This is a genomic window from Pantoea deleyi (assembly GCF_022647325.1).
Taxonomy (GTDB): Bacteria; Pseudomonadota; Gammaproteobacteria; order Enterobacterales; family Enterobacteriaceae; genus Pantoea; species Pantoea deleyi.
This window is the reverse complement of the sequence record NZ_CP071407.1, coordinates 42,540-67,354: the sequence shown is the minus strand read 5'-3', so window position 1 is coordinate 67,354 and position 24,815 is coordinate 42,540. Positions and strand designations below refer to the sequence as shown.

The following is a 24,815-nucleotide window of genomic DNA, read 5'->3' as shown; positions in this document are numbered from 1 at the left end:
CGGCTTAAAAGGCGCGATCGCGCTCGCAAAGCGGGAAAATTTGCGTTAATGCGGCCCCGTCGCGTGCAACAGAAGCCGCTGTTACGCAGTGAAGATAAAGATTACTTTTTGCCGGCGGGTTTCAGTCCGCGGTAGAGATCCTGCAGTCGTTTCATCGTCTTAACCGTCCGCTGTGGCAGCGTCGAGGCCACCGACAGGATAAGCATCTCCAGACAGACCATGATCGTGCCGTGCAGCGGAATGCGTCCCTTCTCGCCGCCGCGCGGTACGGTGATCATCACGTTCGCCTCGCGGGCAAAAAAGGAGTCGGTGGCGTTGGTCAGCAGAATAATCGGGATGTCCAGCCGCTTCGCCTCGCGCACCACGGTCGTCCCTTCCCGGTGCGCCGACTGCTGCGCCATCATGATCAGCACATCCCCACGCTGTAACGCCAGCATCTGCTCCGCCAGGGCGATGCCGGCACGGTTCAGGGAAAAGGCGGGCAGCCCAATCCGGTTCAGCAGCCGCACGCTGTAGTCGGCCAGAATGCCCGACGCGTTGATGCCGAAGATAGCGACCTGACGCGCTTCGCCCAGCAGGGCAACCGCATCGGCGACCGCGCTCCGGTTCTGCGGCTGCGACAGGATCTCGCAGGCGTGCCGGTGGCCCTGAAGCACAAAATCGATGGCACTGTTCACATCGCTGGTCACCTCGCTGACGGTAGTGATCATCTTATCTTCGGAGGTCAGCGACGGGCCAAACCAGGCTTTCAGAGTCTGTTTAAGATCCCGCAGGCCGCTGAAGCCCAGCGCCTGAATGGCACGGATCACCGTGGCATCCGAGGTGTGGTTCGTCTGTGCGATCTCCATTGCGGTGCTCTCCAGCACCGTTTCCCGATGCTGATCGAGATAGCGCGCCACCGCCAGCAGGCGCGGCGAGAGCTGTTTTTCGCGCGCACGCAGACGCTCCGCCAGGACATCCACCCTGTTTTTCACTGCTCTGTTCTGTTTCATGCTCTCCCCGCTGTCGGTTTTCAGGCTGAAAAATGTAGTCACCGTGCCAGTCTCTTTTCTCTTACACCTGCTGATGACAGGGATTTAGCGCATTATTCAAAGCACCCATGCTTTTAATATACTGAAAATTCAGGTTGTTAAATCCGGCCGGATATAAAATCCATGCATTACAACTTGCCCGTGAAATGTAGTCAAATTACCGCAAATTTTGTTTACTACTACATTAGCTGATGATTGAATGATTCTCAATTACAGATGAGAAGTATTGTCGTCCGGACAGGGTTTCCCGGACGCATCCGCTCTCTGATTACGTGGCTGCCCGTTGCAGCAACCTCCAGGATCGCCCTGTATCGCAGATGGCCTGTGATACGGCGCATTAATCGCTTCAGAAACGAAAAGAAAAATGAAAAACAGTTCAGCTATCCGTTGTCCGGCTCGTTACTCCGCCCTTGCGCTGGCGATCCTCAGCAGCCTTACTCTGCCGCAGGTTTATGCCGCCACCGACAGTTCATCCGATATGACGGTGACCGCGAATGCCGGTGAAGATGGCCGTTATAGCGCCAGCGAGAGCAGCGTCGCCAGTAAAATGCCCACGGCGCGGCTCGATGAGGCGCAGTCGGTCAGCGTGGTCACGCAGCAGCAGCTGGAAGATTATCAGGCCAGCTCGCTGGCGGATGCGATGCGCTTTGTCAGCGGCGTCGCCGAAGCCAACACCCTGGCCGGAACGGAGGATGGCTTCGTGCGGCGCGGATTTGGCAGCAACGCGGATGGGTCGATTTACCGCGATGGCATCCGCAGCAGCCAGGGACTGAATTTCGATGCCACCACCGAGCGGGTTGAGGTGCTGAAAGGCTCCTCCTCCCTGCTGTATGGCATTCAGAATCCGGGCGGCGTGATTAATGTGGTCAGCAAAAAACCGCAGTACAGCTGGCACTCCAGCGTCGCCGGACGTTACGCCAGCGAGGGCGGCGGCGCAGGCACCCTGGACGTCACCGGGCCGCTGGGCAACGGGTTTGCTTTCCGGCTGATCGCCGAAAAACAGAATCAGGATTACTGGCGCAATTTCGGCAGCGACGAGCACACCCTGGTCGCCCCGTCGCTGCAGTGGTATGGCGAGCAGGCGAGCTTCCTGATCAGCTACGCCGACTACCGCTACGATATTCCTTACGATCGCGGCACGGCCTTTATCGGCGGCAAGCCTGTCGATCTCGATTACACATCGCGTCTGGATGACAAGGCCAATCACGCCTGGGGCCATAACAAGACCCTGAATGCGAATTATGAGTGGCAGTTTAATGACGAATGGCGCACCCGCCTGACGCTGGGCTGGAACCAGCGTCGTTATGATAACAACGAGGTGCGGGTCACGGCGGTCAATGCCAGCAGCGGCGTGGTCACCCGTCGCGCCGACGCCAACCGCGGATTTAACCATAAAACGAAGTATGTAAGCTGGGATCTGCTGGGCAACCCGGAGCTGCTGGGGATGTCACACGCGCTCGTGGTGGGCTCCGACTATGAGATGAACCAGACTTACCGTGCCCATCAGTATCAGGGCCGGGTGAATCGCCAGTTTAATTTCTTCTCTCCGGCGTATGATCAGCTCTCCCCCATTACGGACGCCAGCACGGAAAACAGCGCCGCCGCCAATAACCTGAACCGTATTCATAGCCGATCGCTCTATGCCAAAGACAGCATTTCGCTCTCATCCGACTGGATCCTGGTACTGGGCGGCCGTTATCAGCACTATGAGCAGCGCGCCTCGCGCGGTTTTAATCCGCAGGTGGAAACCCTGAACGACGAGGGCAACAAGTTTCTGCCGCAGGCCGGTGTGATCTACAAATTTACCCCTGACCTGTCGTTCTATACCAGTGTCAGCAAGTCGTTTACGCCATCAACCGATGTGGATGATGAGGGCAATGTCGGTAAGCCGGAACAGGGCACCAGCTGGGAAGTGGGCAGTAAATGGCAGCTCTCACCGAAACTGTTCGCCACCCTGGCGCTCTACCGGATCGATGAGAAAGCGATGTCGCTGAATATCAATGGCAGCACGCGGCCCATCGACAAGGCCCGTTCCACCGGGGCGGAAGTGGAGCTGAATGGCGAAATCGCCCCCGGCTGGGATCTGAGCGCGAACTACAGCTACGATCAGGCAGAGATCGTCAGCGACAGGGTGAACCCGGACAACAACGGCAATCGCCTGCAGAATGCGCCGCGTCATGCCGGTGCGCTCTACCTGAGTCATGAGCTGCAGATCAGCGGCGTGCCAGGCTCGGTGCGGCTGGGCGGCGGTGCGCGTTATGTCGGCACGCGGGCGGGCGACCCGGATAACAGCTTCACCCTGCCCGACTACGTTGTCGCGGACAGCTTCGTAGCGTGGAATAATCGCCTGTTCGGTGAAAAGACCCAGCTGCGTCTGAACATCAATAACCTGTTTAACCAGCACTACTACAGTTCAAGCGGCGGCAATCTGCGCGTCCGTGAAGGTGAAACCCGCAACCTGATGGTACAGGCCCGTGTTGAATTTTAAATCGCTGCGTCGTGCGCTGCTGCTGTGCAGCCTGGTGATCGCCTCAGGCGTGAATGCCCGCACGCTGACCGACATCACCGGTCGCCAGGTGACGATCCCCGAACATCCGCAGCGCATTGTGCTGGGTGAGAGCCGGATGCTCTACAGCGTCGCGCTGCTGACGCCGGGCAATCCGCTGCAGCACATTGCGGGCTGGCCGCTGGATCTGAAAAAGTATGATCCCCAGACCTGGGATATTTTTGCCCGCCAGTTTCCGGAAATCAGCCGGATCCCGGCGCTGGGTCTGGACGGGGTCAACGACATGAACCCGGAAAAGGTCATCGCCCTGAAACCCGATCTGGTGATCCTGCCCCAGCTGGCGCGCGGCAGTGAAAACAGTCTCCTGCTGGAGAAGATGCTCGCGGCGGCCAGCATTCCGGTGGTGAAGATCGATCTGCGGGTCGCGCTGCTGAAAAATACCGAGCGCAGCATGGCGCTGCTGGGCGAGATACTCAACCAGCCCCGGCGGGCCGCTGACTTTAACCGGTTTTATCGCACGCATATGCAGCGCATCGGTGAACGTCTCGCGCATTATCACGGCCCGAAACCCACCGTGCTGTTGCAGCTGCATCTGGGGCGACGCAGCGAATGCTGCGTGACCTCAGTGAACGGAAATCTGGGCGAGCTGCTGCGTTTTGCCGGTGGGGAGAATATCGCCAGCCAGCAGGTTAAAGGGGTATTTGGCCGGCTGAGTGAGGAGAGCGTGATTGCCGCGCAGCCGGACTTCTACTTCGCAACCGGCACTGGCAGCGCCGACGAAACCGGGGCGCTGAAGCTCGGCCCGGCCGTTACCCCGGCGCAGACCCGGCAGAGCCTGCTGACGCTGACGGGACAGCAGAACGCGCTGAAGCAGCTGACGGCGCTCAGCAACGGCCACGCCGCTGCCCTCTGGCATAACTTCTATCTCAGCCCCTGGCACGTCGTGGCGACGGAGTTCTTTGCCACCACGCTCTACCCGCAGCTGTTCCGTGACGTTGATCCTGAGCAGACCCTGCGGCAGATGTTCCGTGAATTCCTGCCGATTCCGTTGTCAGGCAGCTACCTCTACCGGCTGCCGCCCTCCACTGTCGCATCAGGCGGCTGACGGGCCCGCATTTTTCACCCGGACAATATCGGCCATCACCGACAGCGCAATTTCCGCCGGGGTTTTGCTGCCAATAGGCAGGCCGATGGGCGCATGGATGCGGTCCAGTTCGCGGCTCTCCATACCGGCGATCTGTTGCAGCCGCGCCCGCCGTTTCTCGCTGTTTTTCGCCGAGCCCATAATGCCGATGTAAAACGCGGGGGTGGCGATCGCTTCCATCATCGTCAGATCGTCGATGCGCGGATCGTGCGTCAGCGCCACAATCGCTACTGCAGCGTGCGCCCCGTTCAGCTCCAGCCAGCGCGCCGGATGCTGTGAAACCAGCGTCACGTTGTCCGCCGCGCTGAAATGCGTCTCCAGCTCCGCCAGCTTCTCCGGCCGGTGTTCACAGACCCGCACATGAAAGCCCAGCATCTGCCCGAGCCGGATACACTCATGCGCTACGGTAGAGTAGCCCGCGATGAGCAATTCCGGGATCGCCCCGACCGGCAGAAGCAGCTGCTCCTCGCTGACCTCCAGCGCAGGGAGTCGCCTGTCGGTTGCAATCACTTCCCACTGCGCGCGCTCGCCAGGCCGGATAATCCGGACCACGGGCTGGTCGCCCCGCAGCGCGGCCTGCATCGCCGTCAGCAGCGCCCGCGTGGCGTCGTCGGGTGGCAGACACTCAATGACAATTTCCAGACTTCCGCCGCACGGCAGCCGGACGTCCGGGCGGATCCCGCCTTCGCCATAGCGTACCTGCTGACTGCTGGCGCGATAGGCACCCGCCGCCAGCTGCGTCAGAAAATCCTCTTCGATGCAGCCGCCCGACAGCGAACCGCAATACTCCCCGCTCTCGTTGACCGTCATCAGGGTGCCGGGCGCACGCGGCGAAGAGCCATAGGTGCGCAGCACCGTGCAGAGCCAGACTGTCTGGCCTGCCTGACAACTGCTGAGTGCCGCATTAATGACACGTTGATCCAGCGTTATCATGAAAATTCCTTGATTAAGTGCAGATCGGCGAGCAGATCGATGTCACACAGACAGCCACGATCCTGAAGGGGTAATCGCACGGCGGCGGCACGGACTTTCGCCTGCGGGCCGGCATCGCCCTGTAAGGTGCTCAGCGTCGGATAGCAGTGGCGCTGAAAGCCTACCGGATGACCCGGCCTGCCTTCAATCCACGGCCTGACTATCGACGCCTCCGCCAGCGCACGGCCAACGGCGCGGTAACTTTCCGGCGCCACAAACGGCATATCCCCCAGCGCTATCAGCCAGCCATCATAGTGGCGGCTGGCACGCACGCCAGCGGCGATGGACTCACCCAGCCCGCCGCTGTCGCACACGACCAGCGTGGCCTGGGTGCAGAGCACCTGCAGCGCCGGGGCATCGGGCCGGGTGACCATAAAGGTATCCAGTCCGCTTGCGGCGGCCTGTTCCAGGGTACGCTGCAGCACCGGTTTGCCGTCCAGGTCGGCCAGCAGTTTATGCCCGCCCCCCTGCTGCTGAAAGCGGCGGCTCAGGCCAGCGGCCAGCACAATTAACGCTATCTTCACTGTTTCGCTCCGGCTGGCGTAAAAAACGGGCGCAGACTCCTGTCCGCGCCCGCATCCCCTGAGGCTGACCCGCCATCACGGGTCAGCCCCCCGATCAGATCAGCTTATCGAGGGTAATCGGCAGATCGCGGACCCGCTTACCGGTTGCATGGAATACCGCATTACTGATCGCGGCCGCCACGCCCACAATGCCCAGCTCACCCACCGGTTTGCCGCCCAGCGTGGTCGCCTCAAAGTCCGGCTCACCGACGTTGATCGTGATGATCTCCGGAATATCGCCGTTCACTGGCACCAGATAATCTGCCAGATTGTTGTTAATCACCCGGCCGTTACGCGGATCGACAATGCCCTCTTCCATCAGCGCCTGGCCGACGCCCATGATCATCCCGCCAATCCACTGGCTGCGCGCCAGTTTCGGGTTATAGAGACGGCCGCTGTCCAGCGCTGCCACCATCCGTTTTACCCGAATCGTGCCGAAATCTTCATCGACCCGCACTTCCACAAAATGCGCGCTCCAGCTGTGGGCAGAGAATTTTTCCGGGCGGCTCATGTCATTCAGATTACGCACCATTTTGTCGCGTTCTTCCTGCGACATCTCCTCCGGGAAGGTACCGCCTTTAACGGTGAGACTTTCCGCTGGCGCCAGGGCGGCCAGTTGCGCGAACGTGAGGCGGGCGTCACTGCCCTGCCCCTGTACACCGTCACGCTCTAAGGTCAGCGCTGAAACCGGCGTGCCTTTAAGCGGGGAGTGCGGCAGTTCGCTGGCCAGCTTCAGCAGCTGGTCGCGCATGCGTCTGGCGGTATCATCCACGGCGGCAGTTACGTTGCCCGCCAGCTGCGATCCCCCGGCCACACCCGCGCGCGGCAGCGTGGTATCCCCCAGCTCCACCGCGATAGCGGTCGACGCCACGTTCAGGATGTCGGCCGCGGTCTGCGCCAGAATGGTGTAGGTTCCGGTGCCGATATCTGCGCCAGCGCACTGCACAATAAATCTGCCCCCGGCCGTCAGGATGATTTTTGCCTCAGCCGGCAGCTTGTTGACCGGATAGGTGCCCGAAGCCATGCCCCAGCCAATCAGCTCACGCCCTTCGCGCATCGAGCGCGGCGCCATGATCCGCTGGTCCCAGCCAAAGGCCTCAGCCCCTTTCTGGTAGGCTTCTTTCAGGCGTCGTGAACTCCACGGCAGGTCGAGCTGATAATCTTTGTCCGCCCAGTTGCGCAGACGCAGTTCCAGCGGATCGATGTCGAGCGCATAGGCCATCTCATCCATCGCCACCTCCAGACCAAAGGCGCTCGGGTTTTCGCCCGGCGCACGCATCCAGCCTGGCGTGACGGTGTTAATCGGCCGGACCTCATGCTGCGCGGAGACGTTTTCCACCGCATACATGCGGGCGGTGACCTTGCTGCAGTTTTCGGCAAAGACATCAATTAATGAGGTTTCGCTGAAACTGCGCTGGATGATCGCCTGAATCTTACCGTCACGCGAGGCGCCCAGCTCCAGTTGCTGCGAGGTGGCGGGACGACCGCCGAGACCGGTAAAGGTCTGTGGACGGGTCAGCGACACTTTGATCGGGCGGTTCAGCGCGCGCGACGCGACGCTGGCCAGGGCGACGTGCGTATAGGGCACCGGCTTGGAGCCAAATCCGCCACCGACATACGGCGAGATAATCCGCACGCTTTCGACATCAATGCCCATCCATTCGGCGATTTCCACCTGGGCACCGGCGACCCACTGGCTGGGTTCCCAGACGGTCATGCGGCCATCCTGCCACTGCGCCACGCAGGCGTGCGGCTCCATCGGCATGTTGTACTCACGCGGCGTGGTATAGCGCTCGCTGAGGCGCACATCGGCCTGCTGCATGGCCTGCTGCGCATCACCCATGTCGATATCCTGCTTCGATACCGGTTTCGGCTCAACGCCCTCGTCGGTGGCGAAGATCAGCGCGGCATCGGTTTCATACTCAATCTCCACCAGCGAGGCGGCCCAGGTGGCCTGCTCAAAGGTCTCCGCCACCACCAGACCGATGTTCTGGCCGTTGTGAATGATCTTGTCGTCCTGAATCGGAGTGTAGGTTGACTGCGCCGCGCCGCCATCCGCAATGGCGGTGGGTTTGATGATTTTCAGCGGATTGAGATGGGTATAGATCGCCACCACGCCCGCAGCCTGCTGCGCTCTGTCCGTGGACAGGCGGCTGATGCGGCCGCTGGCGACGGTGGACTGGATCACCACGCCATACAGCGGATTGTCCGGCTGATGTTCGACCGCATAGCGTGCCTCACCGGTTACTTTAACTTTACCGTCACCGCGCGAGCGTGCCGCGCCCAGCCCCTGAACGGCGCTGGCCGGCTCCGTTAACGCCTGACGTGATGTCTCGTTCAGGTCACTCATGCCGTTTCTCCTGCTGCCATCAGCGCGCGTGCAATCACACGCGGCGCCAGTTTTACTTTGTAAGCGTTGTGCGTCAGCGCCTGCGTTTCCTGCGTAATCAGCTCTGAGGCCTGGAACACCGTCTCTTCATTGAACGGCTGGCCCTCCAGCGCCTGCTCGACCGACCTGACCCGCCAGGGTCTGGTTGCCACACCGCCCAGGGCGATGTGCACCTGACGCATCACGCCATTTTCCAGCGTGAAGCCCGCAGCCGCACTGGCTGCCGCAAACTCATAAGAGCTGCGATCGCGAACCTTGAGGTAATGAGAGTGGCGCAGCGCATCCGTCTGGGGCACTTCGATGGCGATGATGATCTCATCCTCGCGCAGATCGTGTTCGCGATCCGGCGTGTCGCCCGGCAGCAGGAAGAAATCCTCAATCGCAACCCGGCGCGTGTCGCCCTGACCATTCTGCAGCACCACAATGGCGTCAAATGCCACCAGCGCAACGGCCAGATCGCCGGGATAGACGGCGATGCAGCTGTCGCTGGCACCCAGAATGGCATGATTGCTGTTGACGCCATCCAGGGCAGCGCAGCCGGAGCCGGGCTGACGTTTGTTGCAGGCTGAGAAGGTCGCCGGATCGCGGTAGTAATTACAGCGGGTACGCTGGCGCAGGTTGCCGCCCAGCGTCGCCATATTACGGATCTGTGGCGATGCCGCCTGCCAGAGGCTGCCGTAAATGGCGGGCGCAAGCTTCTGGCAGTCAGGGTGTTCGGCCAGCTGGCTCATGGTGACCAGCGCACCGGCGGTGATCTTCTGGTTATCAAACTGCAGGCTCTTAAGGGCACTTAATTCGGTAATGCCGATCAACTGCGGAGGCGTAAAGACGCCGCACTTCATCAGATCGAGCTGTGTGGTGCCGCCCGCCAGCAGATGACTGCCTGGCTGCTGCTTCAGAGTGGCCGCCTCTTCAGGCGAGTGCGCGGTCTTCCAGCTGAACTCATTCATACGGACTCCTTCGCCATTTCAGCCGCAGCCTGTCTGATGGCATCCACGATATGCGGATAGGCCCCACAGCGGCAGAGGTTGCCGCTCATATATTCGCGGATCTCATCGTCCGAACCGGCATGTCCCTCTTTGATGCAGGCAACGGCGGACATGATCTGGCCGGGTGTGCAGTAGCCGCACTGGAAAGCGTCGTTTTCCATAAAGCAGCGCTGCACCGGGTGCAGTTCACCCTCTGCGGAGGCCAGCCCTTCGATACTGGTCACTTCAGCGCCCTCGGCCTGCACCGCCAGCGTCAGGCAGCTCAGCACCCGCTGGCCGTTAACCAGCACGGTGCAGGCACCGCACTGCCCCTGATCGCACCCTTTTTTGGTGCCGGTCAGATTGAGATGCTCACGCAGCGCATCGAGCAAGGTGACCCGGGGATCGACCTGCATCGGGTGCGGCTGGCCATTAACCTGCATTGTTAGCGATATTTTTTCCGACATTGTCTGCTTCCCATTGTTGGGGGCTAAAAGATGTAATTCTTATTAGTGTGTCTCTGACGGGAGTGAAATCGGGGAAATGGTGATAACCCTAATCTTTACGCGCGTATCTCTGTCATAAGGTTTAGCAGCTTTTTAGCAATCTGGTGGGAAGGTTGATAAAAGTCAGCGTTATCCGAAGCGGAAAGTGGTATGGAAGCGCGCCAGCGCCCCGCTTCCGGGCCGGATGACGATCTATCCGCGAAGCTGAATCCGGGGCGCGGGCTGGGCTGCAAACAGGGGGGTCGAGAGAACAGAACGCGGTGGAGATTATCTGGTGTGAATGAGTAACGAACGCGCTGGCTTTTGACCTTTTTTTGCTTGCGTGACCGCGCGGTTTATTTTAGTGTTTACTAAATTTAGATTTTACTAAAATAAAGAGATGAACAATACGTTGCAGTTACAGGAAAGCGCGTCGCGTGCAACCACCCTGCTTAAGTCGATGAGTCACACCCGTCGGCTGCTGATCCTCTGCGTGCTTATCGAAAAGCCTGGCACCTCTTCAGGTGAGCTGAGTGAGCTGACCGGCCTTTCACCCTCGGCAACTTCTCAGCACCTGGCAAAAATGAAAGAGGATGGCGTAATTGAGTCGGAAAGAGTGGCGCAAAGCATGCACTACTTCATCAAAGATGAGGCGGTGAAAAAAGTCATCGCCACGCTTAAAGAGATCTACTGTCCAGAGGAATTCAAATGAGTCCGGCATCTGTCACACCTGAAAACGCTAAAACGTTGATTGAACAGGGGGCGTTGCTTATTGATATTCGCGATACCTCAGAATATCGGCGAGAACATATTCCCGGAGCACGTTCATTTCCTCTGGCCGCTATCCAGGCCGGTCAGGAGATAGACAATCCGGAGGGGCGGCCTGTTATTTTTCACTGTCTGTCAGGCGGTCGGACGGCTCAGAACGCCTGTGCTCTTGCAGCAGCAGCAGGCCCGGTGCCAGTCTGGATACTGGCTGGTGGCATTAATGCCTGGAAGCGCGCCAGCCTCCCGGTTGCTGAAGACAGGAAGCAACCATTGCCGATAATGAGGCAGGTTCAGATTGCTGCAGGCACACTGATTCTTACCGGGGTTATTCTGGGATACAGCATAGACAGCCGTCTGTTTTTACTCGCTGGCTTTACAGGCGCGGGATTACTTTTTGCAGGCGTCAGCGGTATCTGTGGCATGGCGAATTTACTGTCAAAAATGCCATGGAACAGAGTCAGTAAATAGTCAGCGATGCTGGATTGCTCGTTGAGGCTGAGCAGACGGCTGTTTAATCGTAAATTGTAGAAGGTCAGCGTTGAGGGAAAAGCGGACGTCTGAAGATGACGATAGAGTTGTTCTGCTGCCAGAATTATCAGCGGACTGCAGAAACGGGAAATACCAGGAAAAACCAACCGACATTACTGACTGATGTTGTATCAGCTCCGGGGGGCCTGGCCCCAGCCTGGCTCGTCAGTGAAGCGCTATTGAGGTGACGTTCGTTACTATACCGAGATGAAAAATCAGGGATTCAGAAAAAATGAAATATTTGGCAGGAAACGTCAGTTATCTCATCAGGCTAGTTGCTGTTATCACAACAGGCTTAGCGGCAGGTCTGGCAGGGATGGCGCTGGGGCTGATTTTACACGCAGTGCAGCATTACGCATTCGGCTACAGCCTGACGCATGTCATCGGGACGGTCTCTTTTCTTCAGGGCGTCAGTGATTCTTCTTTCGTGCGGCGCATTGCAGCCATTGTGACTGGCGGTGTTATCGCGGGCTTCGGATGGTGGTTGCTGGGTCGTTATGGTCAACCTCGCGTCTCGATCAAGGACGCCGTTTCTGTGCCCTCCCGGGCAATGCCACCGGGCACCACGACCCTTCATGCGCTGCTCCAGATCGTGACTGTTGCGCTGGGTTCCCCACTGGGACGAGAGGTTGCCCCACGTGAAATGGGGGCGCTTGCCGGAGGCGTCATCGCGCGCCGCTTAGGTTTAATCGAAGATGAGGTGCGGATTCTGATTGCCTGTGGTGCAGGTGCTGGCCTGGCGGCTGTCTATAATGTGCCATTGGCAGGCGCCTTGTTTAGTCTGGAAGTTCTGCTGATCGCTTTTAGCTGGGAAAAAGCCTTCGCCGCCGTCGTCACCTCTGCACTCGCCGCCTGGATCGCGACACTCGGCCTGGGGAATGAATCGCAGTATCATTTTCTGTCCGTTGCGCTTCCTCATACTTTCATACTCTGGGCCTGTCTTGCTGGCCCGCTGCTGGGCCTGGCGGCATGGGGATTCCGGATTATCACAGGGAAAGCCCGCGCCGGGGTCAAAAGTAACTGGCAGATGCCCGTTATCTGTCTGATTGCCTTTACCATGCTCGCACTCCTGAGTCTTTATTATCCTCAGTTACCGGGTAATGGTAAGGGACCAATGCAGATGGCCATCAGTGATGAACTTGATTATCGCCACGCTGCTGTTTTGCTGGGACTGAAACTTCTGGTAATCCTGGCCGTTCTGCGGGGCGGCGCGGAGGGAGGCCTGCTGACGCCAGCCCTGGCGGTCGGCGGGCTCTTGAGTCTTCTGCTTTGTGTCGGATGGCAGATTATTTTTCCTGGCGGTAATGCCCCCAGTTTTGCACTTGTTGGAGGCGCGGCATTTCTGGCGGCATCCATGCAGATGCCCCTTACCGCAGTCGTCCTTGTGATGGAGTTTACCCAGATGGAGCACAGTTATTTTGTTCCGGTGCTGTTATGCACGGCAGGCTCCTATCTCACCTGCCGCATTCTTGATGGAAAATACCAATACTGAAATGGTGAGGACGTCAGTTAAGAGCGAAAGGCGTGCCTCGCTGTTAATTTAACGTCGGTTATGATCAGCGGCCTTTCTGCCATTCATCGTAATATGGTGTGTCATGATTTTCATTGAACCATGGAACGTCATGACAGCACCATATATGTGCAATTGCCGTAGAAGAAGGTGGCTCATCCAGTGTTGCAACATGTACTATTGCATGGCTTTAATGAGGCCTTTCTGCTATCAGCTGAGAGCCGCACACTGAACAGAAATGACGAAGTTTATCTGGAGAAGAAGTATAAGAGCTCAGGTATTCACTGCCTTTTAACCATCTGAATTTTTGCGTTTAACAGCAGCTGTTGGCGCATATGGGGCGGCGTGTGCTTTTCTGCAGGTGTGACAGTGGCAATTGACTGTTACACCTTTCAGCTCATCACATTCATTTTGGATTTTCTTACACAGACAGCTTCCCTTCATAATTGCTCCTGATACCCTCTGGACATTACCCACTATTCCATACTAAACACAGGACTACTTACCTCGCCAGAAGACCTTCATTCCTGTTTAGTCTGATCGTTTTCTATAGCCTGAACGTCTGTTTCTGGCACTAAGCGAACTGACGCTCAGGCCAATGTCCGCCATGAGCGAAAAGCGGACATTAGGACATAAACACATATAAGGGTCTTCGCATCCGCTATTGAAGTTAAGGGAAGAGCTGTTCAGAATTATCGTCGTTTATATTCTTCAGTTATTTACCTGACAATGTCGCGGGGTTACCTGCTACCAGTACGCCTTGAGGTACACCCCTGAGGACAACCGCACCGGCATTGATAATACTATCCGAGCCAATGGTGACGCAGGGAAGAACAGAGACCCCAGCTCCATCCAGACGTTATTCCTTATTATTACAGGGCAGATAAATTCCAGCCCCTTATTTCTTCGCCCGGCATCGCATGGGTGCCCTGCTGTTTAACACTGATGATTTCCAGCCGCAGGACGGTAAGTGGTAAAAGGACCAGAGCGAGGCGACTTATTAACCCGACGAGCGGGTTAATATTTGCGTTTCTTCCAATCAATAACAATATGAAACAGGCAGGCATTATATTTTCTCCGGATGAGGGTTTTACCTCATTGAACCGGTAACAATTCCAGTTACACCATCCATATAGTGCTCTCAGACTGACCTGTAAGGAGGTATGTCCTGATGAGTCCACATATTCGATTAGGTGTAAGCCCGCTGAGCTGGACCAATGATGTTTTGCCCGATCTGGGCGAGAGTATTTCACTTGAAACCTGTCTGACACAGGCTGCATCTGCCGGTTATCAGGGAATTGAGCTGGGCAGAAAATTTCCCCGTACCCATGCGGAGTTAGCCCCGGTGTTGCATAAGGCCGGACTCCAGCTTGCTTCCGGCTGGCATAGCGGTTTCCTTGCCGAACGCGGCGTTGCCGATGAAATCGCGGCCGTGGAATCACACGCCGCACTTCTCAGAGCATCAGGGGCAGAAGTTATGGTTTACGGCGAATGCGGCTGCATGCCTGGCAGTCATCCGCTGGACGAGCCTCTCTCTCTTTCTCCGCCTCTGAGCTGCCTGGATGCGGATGAATATGCCCGTAAAGTCAGCGGGTTCGCTGATATTCTGCTGGACAGGTTCGGCCTGAAACTAGCCTACCATCATCATCTGATGATGCTGGTTGAGCAGCATCATGAACTGGAAGAATTTCTGATTAAAACCTCCGACAGTGTGGGACTGGTTCTGGACTCCGGACACGCTTTTGCCGCTGGTGTTAACCTGGCTGAGATAACTGAAAAGTTTGGACACCGTATCGTGCACATTCATCTGAAAGACGTCCGTGCCGATGTCCTGCATCAGGTTCTGGAAAACGACCTGAGCTTTAACGATGCGGTACGCGCGGGACTCTTCACTGTGCCGGGAGAGGGCTGTATTGATTATTCTCCGCTGACTGACTTCATTGCGCACGCAGACTATCAGGGCTGGCTGATAGTCGAGGCGGAGCAGGACCCGCAAAAAGAAGAGCCGTCTGCTGCCGTGTCCCGGGCGTTTCAATGGGTAAAAAACACTTTTTCACCGTCTCTTTCTGCAAAGGAAACCGTCCAATGAAAGACAACCTCAATATTGGTTTAATCGGCTCGGGATTCATGGGGCAGGCACATGCTGATGCCTACCGCCGCGCAGCAATGATTTATCCGGACCTGCCGAAGCGTCCTCGTCTCTATGCACTGGCCGATCAGAATCAGGCCTTAGCGGACGAGAATGCGGTGCGCTTCGGGGCTGATAAGGCCTACGGGGACTGGCGTGATCTGATTAACGATCCGCAGGTTGACGTAGTGGATATCACCTCACCCAACCATCTGCACTTTGAAATGGCGCTGGCAGCGATTGCAGCAGGCAAGCACGTGTACTGTGAAAAACCACTGGCCGTCAGTTCGCAGGAGGCACTGCAGATGACGCTGGCAGCAGAGCAGGCCGGCGTCAAAACGATGGTGGCCTTTAATAACATCAAAACGCCCGCAGCGTTGCTGGCAAAACAGATTATTGAGCGCGGCGATATCGGTACGCCAATCCGCTTTCGCGGCACCTTTGACCAGGGTTTTTACAATGACCCGGAGCTGCCCTGGTCATGGCGCTGCTCCAGAAGCCTGGGCGGTAGCGGATCTCTGGGCGACCTGGGGGCTCACACCCTTTCCGTCGCGCAGTTTCTCATGGGTGAGATCAGCGAGGTAACGGCCAGCGCGCAGACCTACCTCCGGCAGCGCCCTGTTCCTCAGGTGGACGCCGGTTATGCCAGCCGGATTGATGACCAGGCAGAATGGCGTGAGGTTGAAAACGACGACCAGGTACAGTGTCTTGTCAGCTTTGAAAGCGGGGCCAGCGGCGTGATTGAAGCCTCACGCCTGGCTGCCGGTCGCATTTTCGGTGTGTTCTGGGAGGTTTCCGGTACCGAGGGCACCCTTTATATGGACGGCGAACGTTTCAATGAGCTGCAGGTTTATCGCTTCAGTGATGACAGACACGATCGGGGCTTCAAGACCCTGTATGCAGGCAGCCAGATCCCGGCCTATTCCGGCTTCTTCGGATTCGATTTTGGCGGCGGCGGACTCGGGTATTTTGATGTCAAAGTCATCGAAGTTCATGACCTGGTTCAGGGGATCTGCAGCGATAGCGACTGTTATCCGGACTTTGCATTTGGCCTGCAGAACCAGCAAATCCTGACCGCCATCGAGCAGTCCATTATATCCCGTCAGTGGGTTGCAGTTGCAGGCAACCGCCAGAACAATGCTTAAAAGGAATCACTATGTTTCCCTCATCCCTGCCCGTCCCGCGACTGCCCTCTGAAAAGTCGATACCCGTACTGCGCTGGGGAATTATCGGCCCCGGCTGGATCGCCGAACACTTTGCCCGCGCACTGAAAGCGCACACCGGACAGCAGCTGGTTGCAGTATCAGCAAGAAACAAAGTAAAAGCACAGGCATTCGCCGAGCGCTGGGCAATTCCGGCGGCCTGCAGCAGTACAGATGAAATGCTGGCAATGAAGGATCTGGACGCAATCTACATCGCCACACCGCATAACCATCATTTTCCGGATGGCATGAAAGCACTGAATGCGGGTAAACATGTGCTGATTGAGAAACCTCTGGCGCTGAATGTCAGGGAGGCGGAGGCCCTGCAGGCGAAGGCCCGTCAGAAAGACCTGTTGTGTATGGAAGGCATGTGGTGTGATTTCGCGCCAAAATACGATGTGCTGCGTCAGCTTTTAAACGACGGGGTATTGGGTGATCTTCATACCCTGATTGCCGATCACGGCGAGTTTTTTACGCAGGATCACCGCATCTTTAATGCCGATCTGGCCGGAGGTCCGATGCTGGATTTAGGCAGTTATCTGGTTTCGCTGAGCGTGATGGTGGCAGGTGCACCGGTCCGCATCCAGTCCAGCGGACAACCGGCAGAACGGAATGTTAATGGGCAGGCTTCTATGCTATTCGAACATGCCTGTGGCATGCATTCGGTGCTGAACACGACCCTGTTCAGTAATACGCCCGGAAGTGCGGTGATTGCGGGACGCGATGCCACTCTGGTTCTGGCGGGACAGTTTTATGCACCCGGCGGATTTGTGCTGACCTCAAGCCAGGGTGGCCACACGCTGTGCTGGGAAGAAACCGCCAGCCGTTACGCGCAGCTCTGTCATGAAATCCGGCATTTTTCATGGTGCGTGGGGCAGGCATTAAACGACTCGCCCGTTCGCCCGTTGTCCGCCGTACTCAGTACTCTGACAGCTATGGATACGGTGAGGGGACAGCTCGGGATAGTATTCAACGAAGAGCGCTGAAATCTGCAGCAGCCAGGGCTGAGTATCCGTAGCTTCCGGGGCCATATCCTGACAGGACCGGCCCCGGACATTTATCAGAACACCCTGTCGACCGGGCAGAACATTCCGGTTGTCAGGGATTTCGTCGCGGCTTCTGCGATCGCCTGCGCCTGAATCCCATCCAGCAGTCCGGGTAAATCAGCCACATCCTCCCCGTTCAGAGAGCGGACAAACGCGTCAAGATGCTGATAGTACGTGCCCTGGACACGGCTGAACCAGTCCGCATAAAGACCCTGCTTTACAATGGCTTTTCCCTGGTAAAGCGTCATCCCCTGCGGGCTCTGGGAACCTGACTCTGCCAGCCCTTTTTCTCCCATCACACTGATCCTTTCATCATAGCCATAGCCCGTACGACGCGTGTTATCGAGCTGCGCAAACGCGCCCTGCTGCATCTGCATAATCAGCACCGACGTATCCACATCGCCAAACTCGCTGATGGCAGGCATTGCCAGTGCGGCACCCATAGCGCCCACTGAAATAACGTCATCGGCTGTCAGCCAGCGCAGCAGGTCGAAAAAATGGATCGCCTGGTCACGCATCTGGCCGCCGGAAGATTTAAGGTAACTGAGCGGCGGAAGTTCCGACGCACGGCAGACCATCTGGATTAACTCAGGACGCCCGGAAGTTCCCTGTTCCAGCTGACGCTTTAATTGCTGATGACTGCTGTCAAAACGGCGATTGAAGCCGATCGTTATTTTTGTCTTCAGGGGCAGCACGTTTTCAGCAACTCGGGTCGCTCTTGCCAGTGACAAATCGATCGGTTTTTCACAATAGACGGCCTTACCTGCCCTTGCCGCCGCTTCAAGTAGTTCAGCATGTGACGGCGTTGCGCTGGCTATCAGCACTGCATCTATATTGTCACTGTTAACGGCGGCGCTGACTTCGCCCGCCGCGCACTTCATCTGTCCGGCCAGTGCGGCGGCACGGGCCGTGTCCAGGTCGGCCAGCATCGCAAGCTCAACACCCGGGTGCGTCGCAAGGTTTGCAGCATGTACCTGTCCGATAAAACCACAGCCGATCAGGGCAAAACGTTTTTTCTGCGTCATGATGATTTCCTGTCTGAAGTTCAAATTTCAGCGATAAAGACATTGCCAAATTAGCCTGCCGTCATACCCTGAGAAATGTAAGTTTTGAGGGAATTACCTCAGCAGGAACACTAATGAAAACATTTACGCCTGAAATACTGGCTGAGCGGGCAGGAGTGAGCATCGCTGCGGCCGACCGCGTGCTGAATAAGCCAGGCGCCGTCTTTTCCCGAACAGACAGGCTGTGAGCATGGAAGAGTGCAGTAAAACGCATGACGCACTTCTTGACTTTGCCCATGAACATCCCGCTGTTTATCAGGCGCTACAGCGTTACTCTGGTCGCACTCGTCACGGATCTGTGACTGTATTATTCTGGCATTCACCAGCTGCAGGCAGGTCGCGCAGACGGGCTAATAAGACCGCATCCGGAAGACCCGGGACAAGTAAGTTTCTGCATATTCCGGCAGGTGATTCAGTTTTCCGGTGAGAGCAACTCGCGTTCTATGCGCTCACGGGTTTCAACGGCCTGATACTTCATCTTTTCCGGATAACCAAATAGTGAAGCGGCGATAATAGGTTCGCCTCCAACCCTGAAAGACTGTTCAGCAAATTTAACTTCGCGCAATGCATTAAAAAGTGAGTCAAAGTTGACCTCGCCCTCACCAATGCCAACATGCTGATGAATAGTCGCATCCACACCCGGCGGATTTACAATGTAACGGCAATGTTTTGTATGGTTCATGGTATCAGCAATTAAAACGTGAGACAGATCCCGTCCGGCATGGCGTATCATATTCTGTACGTCGCCTTTACCTTTATCGTAAAAAAAGGTATGAGGCACACTGTAGACGTACTTGATGTTATCACTCCTGAATGATCTGACGATGTTGACGGTTTCATCACTTTCTTCACAAAAGTCCCATGGATGAGCCTGAATTTCTACACGGATTCCTTCGCGTTCAAACAGTGGAAGCAGGGTTTCCATTGAACGATAAAACATCTCATCGCATACTTCGGCTTGGTTCGGATCGCCCGCTAACTCTGTATTTATGACCTGTACTCCCATTTCAACGGCTATTTCAACCATGCGTTTCCAGTTTTTTACGGCCGCCTGTCTGCGCAGTTCATCCGGACCAGACCACCGGTAAACACAGATGAATGATGATATTTCAACGCCAGTTTCCCTCAATGCTCTTTTGTACTTATCGATAATCTCGTGACCCGCACGGGGATGTTTATAGAACGGGTTTATTTCCGGATGTGGAGACTGCTCAATATACTTGTATCCCCATTCTGAAACCTGCCTGACCATGCCGGGAATACCGAGATCCCTGATTACATCTACGTCGAATGCAATTTTCATAAAGTTATCTTCCCATTTTTTGTGATAGCTGAACCCGCGTTCAGATAACGAAAGTTATTACACAGATTAATCCAGAGATTATCTGACTTCGGCACAACCCGGATAATCTCAATATTTTTTTGATAGCGAATATCAGCACTTTGACCACACCGTGTACGCCCTGGCTGAACGAGCATCGTTTTACATCCCTTTGACGCTGGCCTGACCCGTATGCACAGTCACGTATGGTTAACTTCATTAGCTGCCGGATGCTCCATCAGCGTATTACCTGAAAAAAGATGCATTGTTTACATGTGGATCTGATTTTTTAAACAACTCTGGCGCGGACAAACAGCTGTCAGGTTTTAATGTCTTTCACCATCATTTGAGCAGTATGTTGCGCATGTGTCCTGCAAAGTTACGTAAAGGCAGAGCAAAAAATGTTGTACTCCAGGGGGATTATCTGTCTGAAGGTCAAAGTTCAGCGATAAAGATGTTGCCAAATTAGCCTGTCGGCATACCCTGAGAAACAGATATTTTGAGGGAAATACCTCAGCAGGAAATCTGATGAAGACAATGACTCTTGAAATGCTGGCAGAACGGGCAGGTGTCAGCCTGGCGACGGTCGACCGCGTAATGAATGAGCGGGGCGGCGTCTCTCCAGGGACCGTGCAGAAAGTACTCGAAGCCGCGCGTGAGGCTGGCCTGAAGCGCATCCTGCCTGAAGAGCACCGTCATGCCTGGCAGATTGAGGTATTACTTAGTGGCGACGACTCATTTTTTTTCAGACAGCTTGCAAGCGATTTTTCCGCCATCGCGACTGCTCTGGGTTATCGCCGCTTAGTGCTGCACCGCACTTTTGTGCCGGAGTCCTGTCCGGACAGACTGGCTGTACTCATTGAAGAACGCAGCAAGATACGTGACGCCCTGATTATCTTTGCCCATGAACATCCTGCTATTTATCAGGCACTGCAGTGCTGCAGACAACGCGGAGTGCCGGTGGTGACCCTCGTCACGGATCTGCCTGGCGCGCACAGGCTGTGTCATGTTGGCATTGACCAGCTGCAGGCAGGCCGCACAGCCGGGCTGATGATGGGCAACCTGATCAGACAACAGGGCGATGTGATTGTGGTGAGTGGACGCAGTGAATACCGCGCCCATCAGCAGCGTATTCAGGGCTTTCGCGATGTCCTTGAAAAGCGCTTTCCTGACGTGACATTACGGGAGGTACTGGCGGGTCAGGAAAGCCGCATAACCATTAGCAGACTGCTCGAAAAAGAGCTGGTGCGGTCGGCTGAGGTGGTGGGACTTTACAACACCGGCCTGGGTAATACCGAAATCAGCGAGGCTCTGGCGAGGCATCGTCTGACGCAGGCCTGCACACTCATTACTCACGAATTGTATTCCACCACGAAAGCACTGTTTAGCAGAAACGCTCTGGCCCTTACGCTGGATCAGAACACGGCTCGCCATGCGCAGCTGTCGGTAGACATCCTGCTGAGTTATCTCGAACACGGTCAAATACCTGAGGAATACAACAGCGGAAAAGTTACCTTTATGCTTTATACGCAGGAGAATTTTTATTAGAAATCAGTTTTTTTGAAAGTAAAGAAATTGGAGTTTATTGTCCGCCATGAGCGAGGAGCAGACGTTTTCTCATCAAGCTTTTCAGCTTGTACAAGTTTGTCAGGTAAATCTGAGAAGGTGCTTTTAATTGTAGATTGAACGATCTACAATTAATTCTCACTTCTGGAGGATAAAATGAAAGCTTCTGTTGGCAGACCCCGGGAATTTGACCCTGAAACATTTCTCAATACCGCGCTAGAATGCTTCTGGCAAAAAGGATATCGGGCAACATCAATGTCAGACCTCATGAAAGCCTCTGGTCTTGCAAGCGCCAGCATCTACAAGCTTTACCCTGACAAACGCACAATCTATCTCGCGGCCTTACAGCAATACATGGATGAAGGTTTTTCCAGAGCAGCAGAACGCGATGAGGAGTCATCTCCAGAAAAGGCATTGCGCGAAACGTTAAAATTTGTAGCGCTTTTATCATCTTCTCCTGATGGAGAAAAAGGTTGTTTTACGATTGCCGCGGCCAGTGAACTTATACCGGGTGATGCAGAGATAAAAAGTAAGGTTCATCATAAATTTAATTCAATAATCAATCAGTTGGAAAAAATACTATGCAGAGGTCAGACGCAGCAGCTTTTTCGGTGCGATGAAAGCCCACGAACAATGGCAATAAGCATTTTTATGATGCTGGAAGGTATGCGAGTATACGGGAAAATTCAGCCCGAAATTGACGAACTCCAAAGGTGTAACGAATTTATTGTCAGATCGGTGCTCTTAAACAGAAATGAAGATGTGAAAGGCTCCTCCATACAGGCATCAAGATGATGGAGGTGGGCACAATTGTTCGGCGTCGAAAAAGAAGAAATACAATGGTTGTGCTCGAATGTGAAAATGGCATGGCTTTATGTGGTTGGGTCGACAAGGGAAAGTTTTTCAAAAGACTCTTTCCATTGTCTCAGTTAAAGACATGTGTGCCTTTCTCAAACTTTTGGCCTCTTACTTAAAACGCCGGAATGTCCTTTTCCGGTAACTGACACTGACGTCCGCTTCTGGCACAGGGCTGCTGTTGCGGCCCTGACAACCTTAGACTTCAATCGATTCAGATATCTCTAACGCATCATCGACTTCGATGCCCAGATAACGGACTGTGCTTTCCAGTTTCTTATGGCCCAACAGAAGTAGGATCACCCGGAGGTTCTTGGTTTTCTTGTATATCAAGTAAGGTTTTGTTCTTCTCATGGAATGTGTGCTGTAAAGCGAAGCTTCGAGACCAAGCTTTTCTACCCACTCATGAAAAATTCGGCTGTATTGTCGGGTTGATATGTGCCGGTTAGTTCCGATCCGAGACCGAAACAAGAAGTCTTTACTGAGCAAATTGCCAAGCTTTATCAATGCAGCAACAGCTTCTCTTGTCCCTTTGGTTATCTCAAACTGTACAGGGCTACCGGTTTTCTGTTGCAATACCGTAGCTCTGCTTGAAACCGAGCTACCATATACAACATCAGATACTTTGAGGCTCACCAGATCGCAGCCTCGTAGCTTACTGTCTAAGGCCATATTGAACAGAGCTAAATCACGCGTTTCACCTTCCAGTTCAAGCCGGATTCGAATCCCCCAGATATGAGATATCTGAAGTGGTCTTTTTTGGCCTATGATACGGTCTTTATTCCACGGTGACGTGTTCATACTCAAATCTCCTGCAATGTGGGAGATTTGAGTATTGTTGTCCCTTATGAGCGAAAAGCGGACGTGAAGTACTCAAAGAATGGTTACATCATTCTGTTTACATTTACAGGCAGCTCTAAGCACATTGTTAAAAAAATGAGCTATTGCTAGAAATCATATCTGATTTAAAGAATGTGTAATTGACTCAATTACTGAAGACAGTGACAATGTCTTCACTTCCGGACTCAGGAGTCATCATGCCTCAGTTTCAGCCTCTTCAGCTTTTCAAAAATCTCTCTGATGAAACACGACTCAATCTGGTGCTGCTGTTGCGCGAAAAAGGAGAGCTTTGCGTCTGTGAACTCACGTCAATGCTGAAAGAAAGTCAGCCTAAAATTTCCCGGCATCTGGCATTACTCAGAGATACCGGTCTGCTTATCGACAGGCGTGACGGCAAGTGGATTTATTACCGGTTGTCACCACACATGCCCGCCTGGGCTGCTGCTGTGATTGAGCAGGTTTACCTGTGTCTGCGCGATGACATTCTGCAACTCAGTCAGCAGGCTGAAATGAGAAACGCGACTACCAACGGCAAGCCTGTCTGTCTTTAAAAATTTACCTTAACATATATGATTTTTCATACTTGTTTTCGGGCTGTTTTTAGTTCCGTTGACTGGTTTTATATCCATAGGAGAAAGTATGTTTCTGGCGGCCGCTATATTCGTCCTGACACTGGTGCTGGTTATCTGGCAGCCAAAGGGACTCAGCATTGGCTGGAGTGCAGCTATCGGAGCCGCGCTGGCGTTGCTGACCGGCGTGGTACATATCGGTGATATTCCGGCCGTCTGGCAGATTGTCTGGAATGCCACGGCCACGTTTATCGCGGTTATTATCATCAGCCTGCTGCTTGATGAGTCTGGCTTTTTTGAGTGGGCAGCACTGCACGTTTCCCGCTGGGGAGGCGGTAAAGGCAGGCTGCTGTTCACGTTTATTGTTCTGCTGGGTTCAGCAGTAGCTGCCCTGTTTGCCAATGACGGGGCGGCACTTATCCTGACACCTATTGTCATTGCCATGCTGCTGGCGCTGGGCTTCAGCCCCGGCGCCACGCTGGCGTTTGTAATGGCTGCGGGCTTTATCGCGGACACATCCAGCCTGCCGCTCATCGTATCGAATTTAGTCAACATCGTGACGGCGGACTTTTTTAAGCTGGGGTTCAGCGAATATGCGTCTGTCATGGTGCCGGTCAATATCGTGTCCGTGACGGCCACGCTGGTTATGCTTCACCTCTTTTTCCGTAAAGACCTCCCGGTCACTTATGACATGGCGAAACTCAAAGTGCCACGGGAAGCCATTCGGGACATGCGAACCTTTAAAGCCGGATGGCTGGTTCTGCTCCTGCTGCTGGCCGGTTTTTTTGCCCTGGAGCCGCTCGGCGTTCCGGTCAGTCTGGTGGCAGCGGTGGCGGCATTTATTCTGTGGCTTGTTGCCCGGAAAGGGCACGTCATTAACACCCGTAAAGTGCTGAAAGGCGCGCCCTGGCAGATTGTCATATTCTCGCTGGGTATGTATCTCGTTGTGTATGGCCTGCGCAATGCAGGACTGACGGATTATCTCTCAGCCGTGCTGAACCGGTTTGCCGAGCACGGCGTCTGGGGCGCCACGCTCGGTACCGGTTTTCTGACGGCCTTTCTGTCATCGGTGATGAACAACATGCCTACCGTCCTGGTCGGTGCCCTGTCCATCGATGGCAGTACGGCTCAGGGCGCGGCGAAGGAGGCGATGGTTTACGCCAACATCATCGGCTGCGATCTCGGCCCGAAAATCACCCCCATCGGCAGCCTGGCGACCCTGCTGTGGCTGCACGTACTGGCGCAGAAAAAAATCACCGTCAGCTGGGGATATTACTTCCGAGTTGGCATTGTGATGACCCTGCCGGTGCTTTTTGTGACGCTGGCGGCGCTGGCCCTGCGCCTGTCTGTTTAACCTTAA

The 24,815-nt window shown here is 55.2% G+C and carries 22 protein-coding genes; 12 read left to right on the top strand and 10 right to left on the bottom strand.

The features are described 5' to 3' along the window. Positions 1-101: 101 nt before the first annotated feature. The gene (locus J1C59_RS19645; RefSeq protein WP_128084642.1) at positions 102-992 is read right to left on the bottom strand and encodes a MurR/RpiR family transcriptional regulator; all 891 of its coding nucleotides are present in this window, start codon (positions 990-992) and stop codon (positions 102-104) included. A 403-nt stretch (positions 993-1,395) separates the two neighbouring features. Between J1C59_RS19645 and J1C59_RS19640 the strand changes: the two genes are divergently transcribed. Beyond that, positions 1,396-3,519: a TonB-dependent siderophore receptor gene (locus tag J1C59_RS19640; RefSeq protein ID WP_128084627.1), complete on the top strand. Its 2,124-nt coding sequence runs from the start codon at positions 1,396-1,398 to the stop codon at positions 3,517-3,519. Beyond that, positions 3,506-4,642, top strand: a complete 1,137-nt coding sequence (locus J1C59_RS19635; RefSeq protein ID WP_128084626.1) for an ABC transporter substrate-binding protein — start codon at positions 3,506-3,508, stop codon at positions 4,640-4,642. The genes J1C59_RS19640 and J1C59_RS19635 overlap by 14 nt, the downstream gene beginning before the upstream one ends. On the opposite strand, the gene J1C59_RS19630 is transcribed toward J1C59_RS19635, so the two are convergent. The 5 genes from J1C59_RS19630 to J1C59_RS19610 all read right to left on the bottom strand — a co-directional run bounded on the left by J1C59_RS19630 (position 4,631) and on the right by J1C59_RS19610 (position 10,016). Further along, positions 4,631-5,614 (bottom strand): XdhC family protein, encoded by a 984-nt coding sequence (locus J1C59_RS19630; protein ID WP_140916861.1) that lies wholly within the window; start codon positions 5,612-5,614, stop codon positions 4,631-4,633. The two genes, J1C59_RS19635 and J1C59_RS19630, sit on opposite strands and share 12 nt — an antisense overlap. Beyond that, positions 5,611-6,177, bottom strand: a complete 567-nt coding sequence (locus tag J1C59_RS19625) for a nucleotidyltransferase family protein (protein ID WP_128084625.1) — start codon at positions 6,175-6,177, stop codon at positions 5,611-5,613. Before J1C59_RS19625 ends, J1C59_RS19630 begins: the two co-directional genes overlap by 4 nt. Positions 6,178-6,271: 94 nt before the next feature. After that, entirely contained in the window at positions 6,272-8,566 is a 2,295-nt protein-coding gene (locus tag J1C59_RS19620; RefSeq protein WP_128084624.1) for a xanthine dehydrogenase family protein molybdopterin-binding subunit, read from the bottom strand. Next, positions 8,563-9,555 carry an FAD binding domain-containing protein gene (locus J1C59_RS19615; protein ID WP_128084623.1) on the bottom strand — a complete coding sequence of 331 codons (993 nt, stop codon included), beginning with the start codon at positions 9,553-9,555 and terminating at the stop codon, positions 8,563-8,565. Before J1C59_RS19615 ends, J1C59_RS19620 begins: the two co-directional genes overlap by 4 nt. Further along, positions 9,552-10,016 (bottom strand): (2Fe-2S)-binding protein, encoded by a 465-nt coding sequence (locus J1C59_RS19610; RefSeq protein WP_111140984.1) that lies wholly within the window; start codon positions 10,014-10,016, stop codon positions 9,552-9,554. Before J1C59_RS19610 ends, J1C59_RS19615 begins: the two co-directional genes overlap by 4 nt. A gap of 442 nt (positions 10,017-10,458) precedes the next feature. On the opposite strand from J1C59_RS19610, the gene J1C59_RS19605 reads away from it, so the two are divergent. The 3 genes from J1C59_RS19605 to J1C59_RS19595 all read left to right on the top strand — a co-directional run bounded on the left by J1C59_RS19605 (position 10,459) and on the right by J1C59_RS19595 (position 12,846). After that, on the top strand, positions 10,459-10,770 hold the full coding sequence (locus J1C59_RS19605; RefSeq protein WP_128084622.1) for an ArsR/SmtB family transcription factor: 312 nt from the start codon (positions 10,459-10,461) through the stop codon (positions 10,768-10,770). Continuing rightward, a complete protein-coding gene (locus J1C59_RS19600) occupies positions 10,767-11,294 on the top strand; it encodes a rhodanese-like domain-containing protein (protein ID WP_128084621.1) in 528 nt (175 codons plus the stop codon). The genes J1C59_RS19605 and J1C59_RS19600 overlap by 4 nt, the downstream gene beginning before the upstream one ends. 292 nt (positions 11,295-11,586) lie before the next feature. Then, on the top strand, positions 11,587-12,846 hold the full coding sequence (locus J1C59_RS19595) for a chloride channel protein (protein ID WP_128084620.1): 1,260 nt from the start codon (positions 11,587-11,589) through the stop codon (positions 12,844-12,846). 309 nt (positions 12,847-13,155) lie between these two features. On the opposite strand, the gene J1C59_RS21940 is transcribed toward J1C59_RS19595, so the two are convergent. Then, a complete protein-coding gene (locus tag J1C59_RS21940) occupies positions 13,156-13,308 on the bottom strand; it encodes a GFA family protein (protein WP_479687493.1) in 153 nt (50 codons plus the stop codon). Between the two features lie 724 nt (positions 13,309-14,032). Between J1C59_RS21940 and iolE the strand changes: the two genes are divergently transcribed. From iolE to J1C59_RS19570, 3 genes are read left to right on the top strand one after another with little or no spacing between them, the layout of a single operon-like run. Beyond that, a complete protein-coding gene (gene iolE / locus J1C59_RS19580; protein WP_140916862.1) occupies positions 14,033-14,953 on the top strand; it encodes a myo-inosose-2 dehydratase in 921 nt (306 codons plus the stop codon). Continuing rightward, on the top strand, positions 14,950-16,137 hold the full coding sequence (locus J1C59_RS19575; RefSeq protein WP_128084619.1) for a Gfo/Idh/MocA family protein: 1,188 nt from the start codon (positions 14,950-14,952) through the stop codon (positions 16,135-16,137). Before iolE ends, J1C59_RS19575 begins: the two co-directional genes overlap by 4 nt. An 11-nt stretch (positions 16,138-16,148) precedes the next feature. After that, positions 16,149-17,180: a Gfo/Idh/MocA family protein gene (locus J1C59_RS19570; protein WP_128084618.1), complete on the top strand. Its 1,032-nt coding sequence runs from the start codon at positions 16,149-16,151 to the stop codon at positions 17,178-17,180. Positions 17,181-17,254: 74 nt separating this feature from the next. Here J1C59_RS19570 and J1C59_RS19565 read toward each other — a convergent pair whose 3' ends face one another. Beyond that, positions 17,255-18,265, bottom strand: a complete 1,011-nt coding sequence (locus tag J1C59_RS19565; protein ID WP_128084617.1) for a Gfo/Idh/MocA family oxidoreductase — start codon at positions 18,263-18,265, stop codon at positions 17,255-17,257. A gap of 451 nt (positions 18,266-18,716) precedes the next feature. After that, a complete protein-coding gene (locus tag J1C59_RS19560; protein WP_128084616.1) occupies positions 18,717-19,607 on the bottom strand; it encodes a sugar phosphate isomerase/epimerase family protein in 891 nt (296 codons plus the stop codon). 546 nt (positions 19,608-20,153) lie between these two features. On the opposite strand from J1C59_RS19560, the gene J1C59_RS19555 reads away from it, so the two are divergent. Together J1C59_RS19555 and J1C59_RS19550 are read left to right on the top strand one after the other, a co-directional pair. Beyond that, positions 20,154-21,173: a LacI family DNA-binding transcriptional regulator gene (locus J1C59_RS19555; RefSeq protein ID WP_140916932.1), complete on the top strand. Its 1,020-nt coding sequence runs from the start codon at positions 20,154-20,156 to the stop codon at positions 21,171-21,173. 174 nt (positions 21,174-21,347) lie between these two features. Further along, positions 21,348-21,986: a TetR/AcrR family transcriptional regulator gene (locus tag J1C59_RS19550; protein ID WP_128084615.1), complete on the top strand. Its 639-nt coding sequence runs from the start codon at positions 21,348-21,350 to the stop codon at positions 21,984-21,986. Between the two features lie 258 nt (positions 21,987-22,244). On the opposite strand, the gene J1C59_RS19545 is transcribed toward J1C59_RS19550, so the two are convergent. Further along, positions 22,245-22,847, bottom strand: a complete 603-nt coding sequence (locus J1C59_RS19545) for a tyrosine-type recombinase/integrase (protein ID WP_128084613.1) — start codon at positions 22,845-22,847, stop codon at positions 22,245-22,247. 236 nt (positions 22,848-23,083) lie between these two features. Between J1C59_RS19545 and J1C59_RS19540 the strand changes: the two genes are divergently transcribed. Together J1C59_RS19540 and J1C59_RS19535 are read left to right on the top strand one after the other, a co-directional pair. Beyond that, entirely contained in the window at positions 23,084-23,437 is a 354-nt protein-coding gene (locus J1C59_RS19540) for a metalloregulator ArsR/SmtB family transcription factor (RefSeq protein WP_128084612.1), read from the top strand. An 88-nt stretch (positions 23,438-23,525) separates the two neighbouring features. Then, positions 23,526-24,809, top strand: coding sequence for an arsenic transporter (locus tag J1C59_RS19535; RefSeq protein ID WP_128084611.1), 1,284 nt, complete (start codon positions 23,526-23,528; stop codon positions 24,807-24,809). The last annotated feature ends 6 nt before the right edge of the window (positions 24,810-24,815 follow it).

Bases quoted from the DNA above. Each gene is read 5' to 3' on its own strand.
- J1C59_RS19645 (WP_128084642.1), bottom strand. From the start codon at position 992: ATGAAACAGAACAGAGCAGTGAAAAACAGGGTGGATGTCCTGGCGGAG.
- J1C59_RS19640 (WP_128084627.1), top strand. From the start codon at position 1,396: ATGAAAAACAGTTCAGCTATCCGTTGTCCGGCTCGTTACTCCGCCCTT.
- J1C59_RS19630 (WP_140916861.1), bottom strand. From the start codon at position 5,614: ATGATAACGCTGGATCAACGTGTCATTAATGCGGCACTCAGCAGTTGT.
- J1C59_RS19620 (WP_128084624.1), bottom strand. From the start codon at position 8,566: ATGAGTGACCTGAACGAGACATCACGTCAGGCGTTAACGGAGCCGGCC.
- J1C59_RS19615 (WP_128084623.1), bottom strand. From the start codon at position 9,555: ATGAATGAGTTCAGCTGGAAGACCGCGCACTCGCCTGAAGAGGCGGCC.
- J1C59_RS19610 (WP_111140984.1), bottom strand. From the start codon at position 10,016: ATGCAGGTTAATGGCCAGCCGCACCCGATGCAGGTCGATCCCCGGGTC.
- J1C59_RS19605 (WP_128084622.1), top strand. From the start codon at position 10,459: ATGAACAATACGTTGCAGTTACAGGAAAGCGCGTCGCGTGCAACCACC.
- J1C59_RS19600 (WP_128084621.1), top strand. From the start codon at position 10,767: ATGAGTCCGGCATCTGTCACACCTGAAAACGCTAAAACGTTGATTGAA.
- J1C59_RS19595 (WP_128084620.1), top strand. From the start codon at position 11,587: ATGAAATATTTGGCAGGAAACGTCAGTTATCTCATCAGGCTAGTTGCT.
- J1C59_RS21940 (WP_479687493.1), bottom strand. From the start codon at position 13,308: ATGAAGGGAAGCTGTCTGTGTAAGAAAATCCAAAATGAATGTGATGAG.
- J1C59_RS19575 (WP_128084619.1), top strand. From the start codon at position 14,950: ATGAAAGACAACCTCAATATTGGTTTAATCGGCTCGGGATTCATGGGG.
- J1C59_RS19570 (WP_128084618.1), top strand. From the start codon at position 16,149: ATGTTTCCCTCATCCCTGCCCGTCCCGCGACTGCCCTCTGAAAAGTCG.
- J1C59_RS19565 (WP_128084617.1), bottom strand. From the start codon at position 18,265: ATGACGCAGAAAAAACGTTTTGCCCTGATCGGCTGTGGTTTTATCGGA.
- J1C59_RS19560 (WP_128084616.1), bottom strand. From the start codon at position 19,607: ATGAAAATTGCATTCGACGTAGATGTAATCAGGGATCTCGGTATTCCC.
- J1C59_RS19555 (WP_140916932.1), top strand. From the start codon at position 20,154: ATGAAGACAATGACTCTTGAAATGCTGGCAGAACGGGCAGGTGTCAGC.
- J1C59_RS19550 (WP_128084615.1), top strand. From the start codon at position 21,348: ATGAAAGCTTCTGTTGGCAGACCCCGGGAATTTGACCCTGAAACATTT.
- J1C59_RS19545 (WP_128084613.1), bottom strand. From the start codon at position 22,847: ATGAACACGTCACCGTGGAATAAAGACCGTATCATAGGCCAAAAAAGA.
- J1C59_RS19540 (WP_128084612.1), top strand. From the start codon at position 23,084: ATGCCTCAGTTTCAGCCTCTTCAGCTTTTCAAAAATCTCTCTGATGAA.
- J1C59_RS19535 (WP_128084611.1), top strand. From the start codon at position 23,526: ATGTTTCTGGCGGCCGCTATATTCGTCCTGACACTGGTGCTGGTTATC.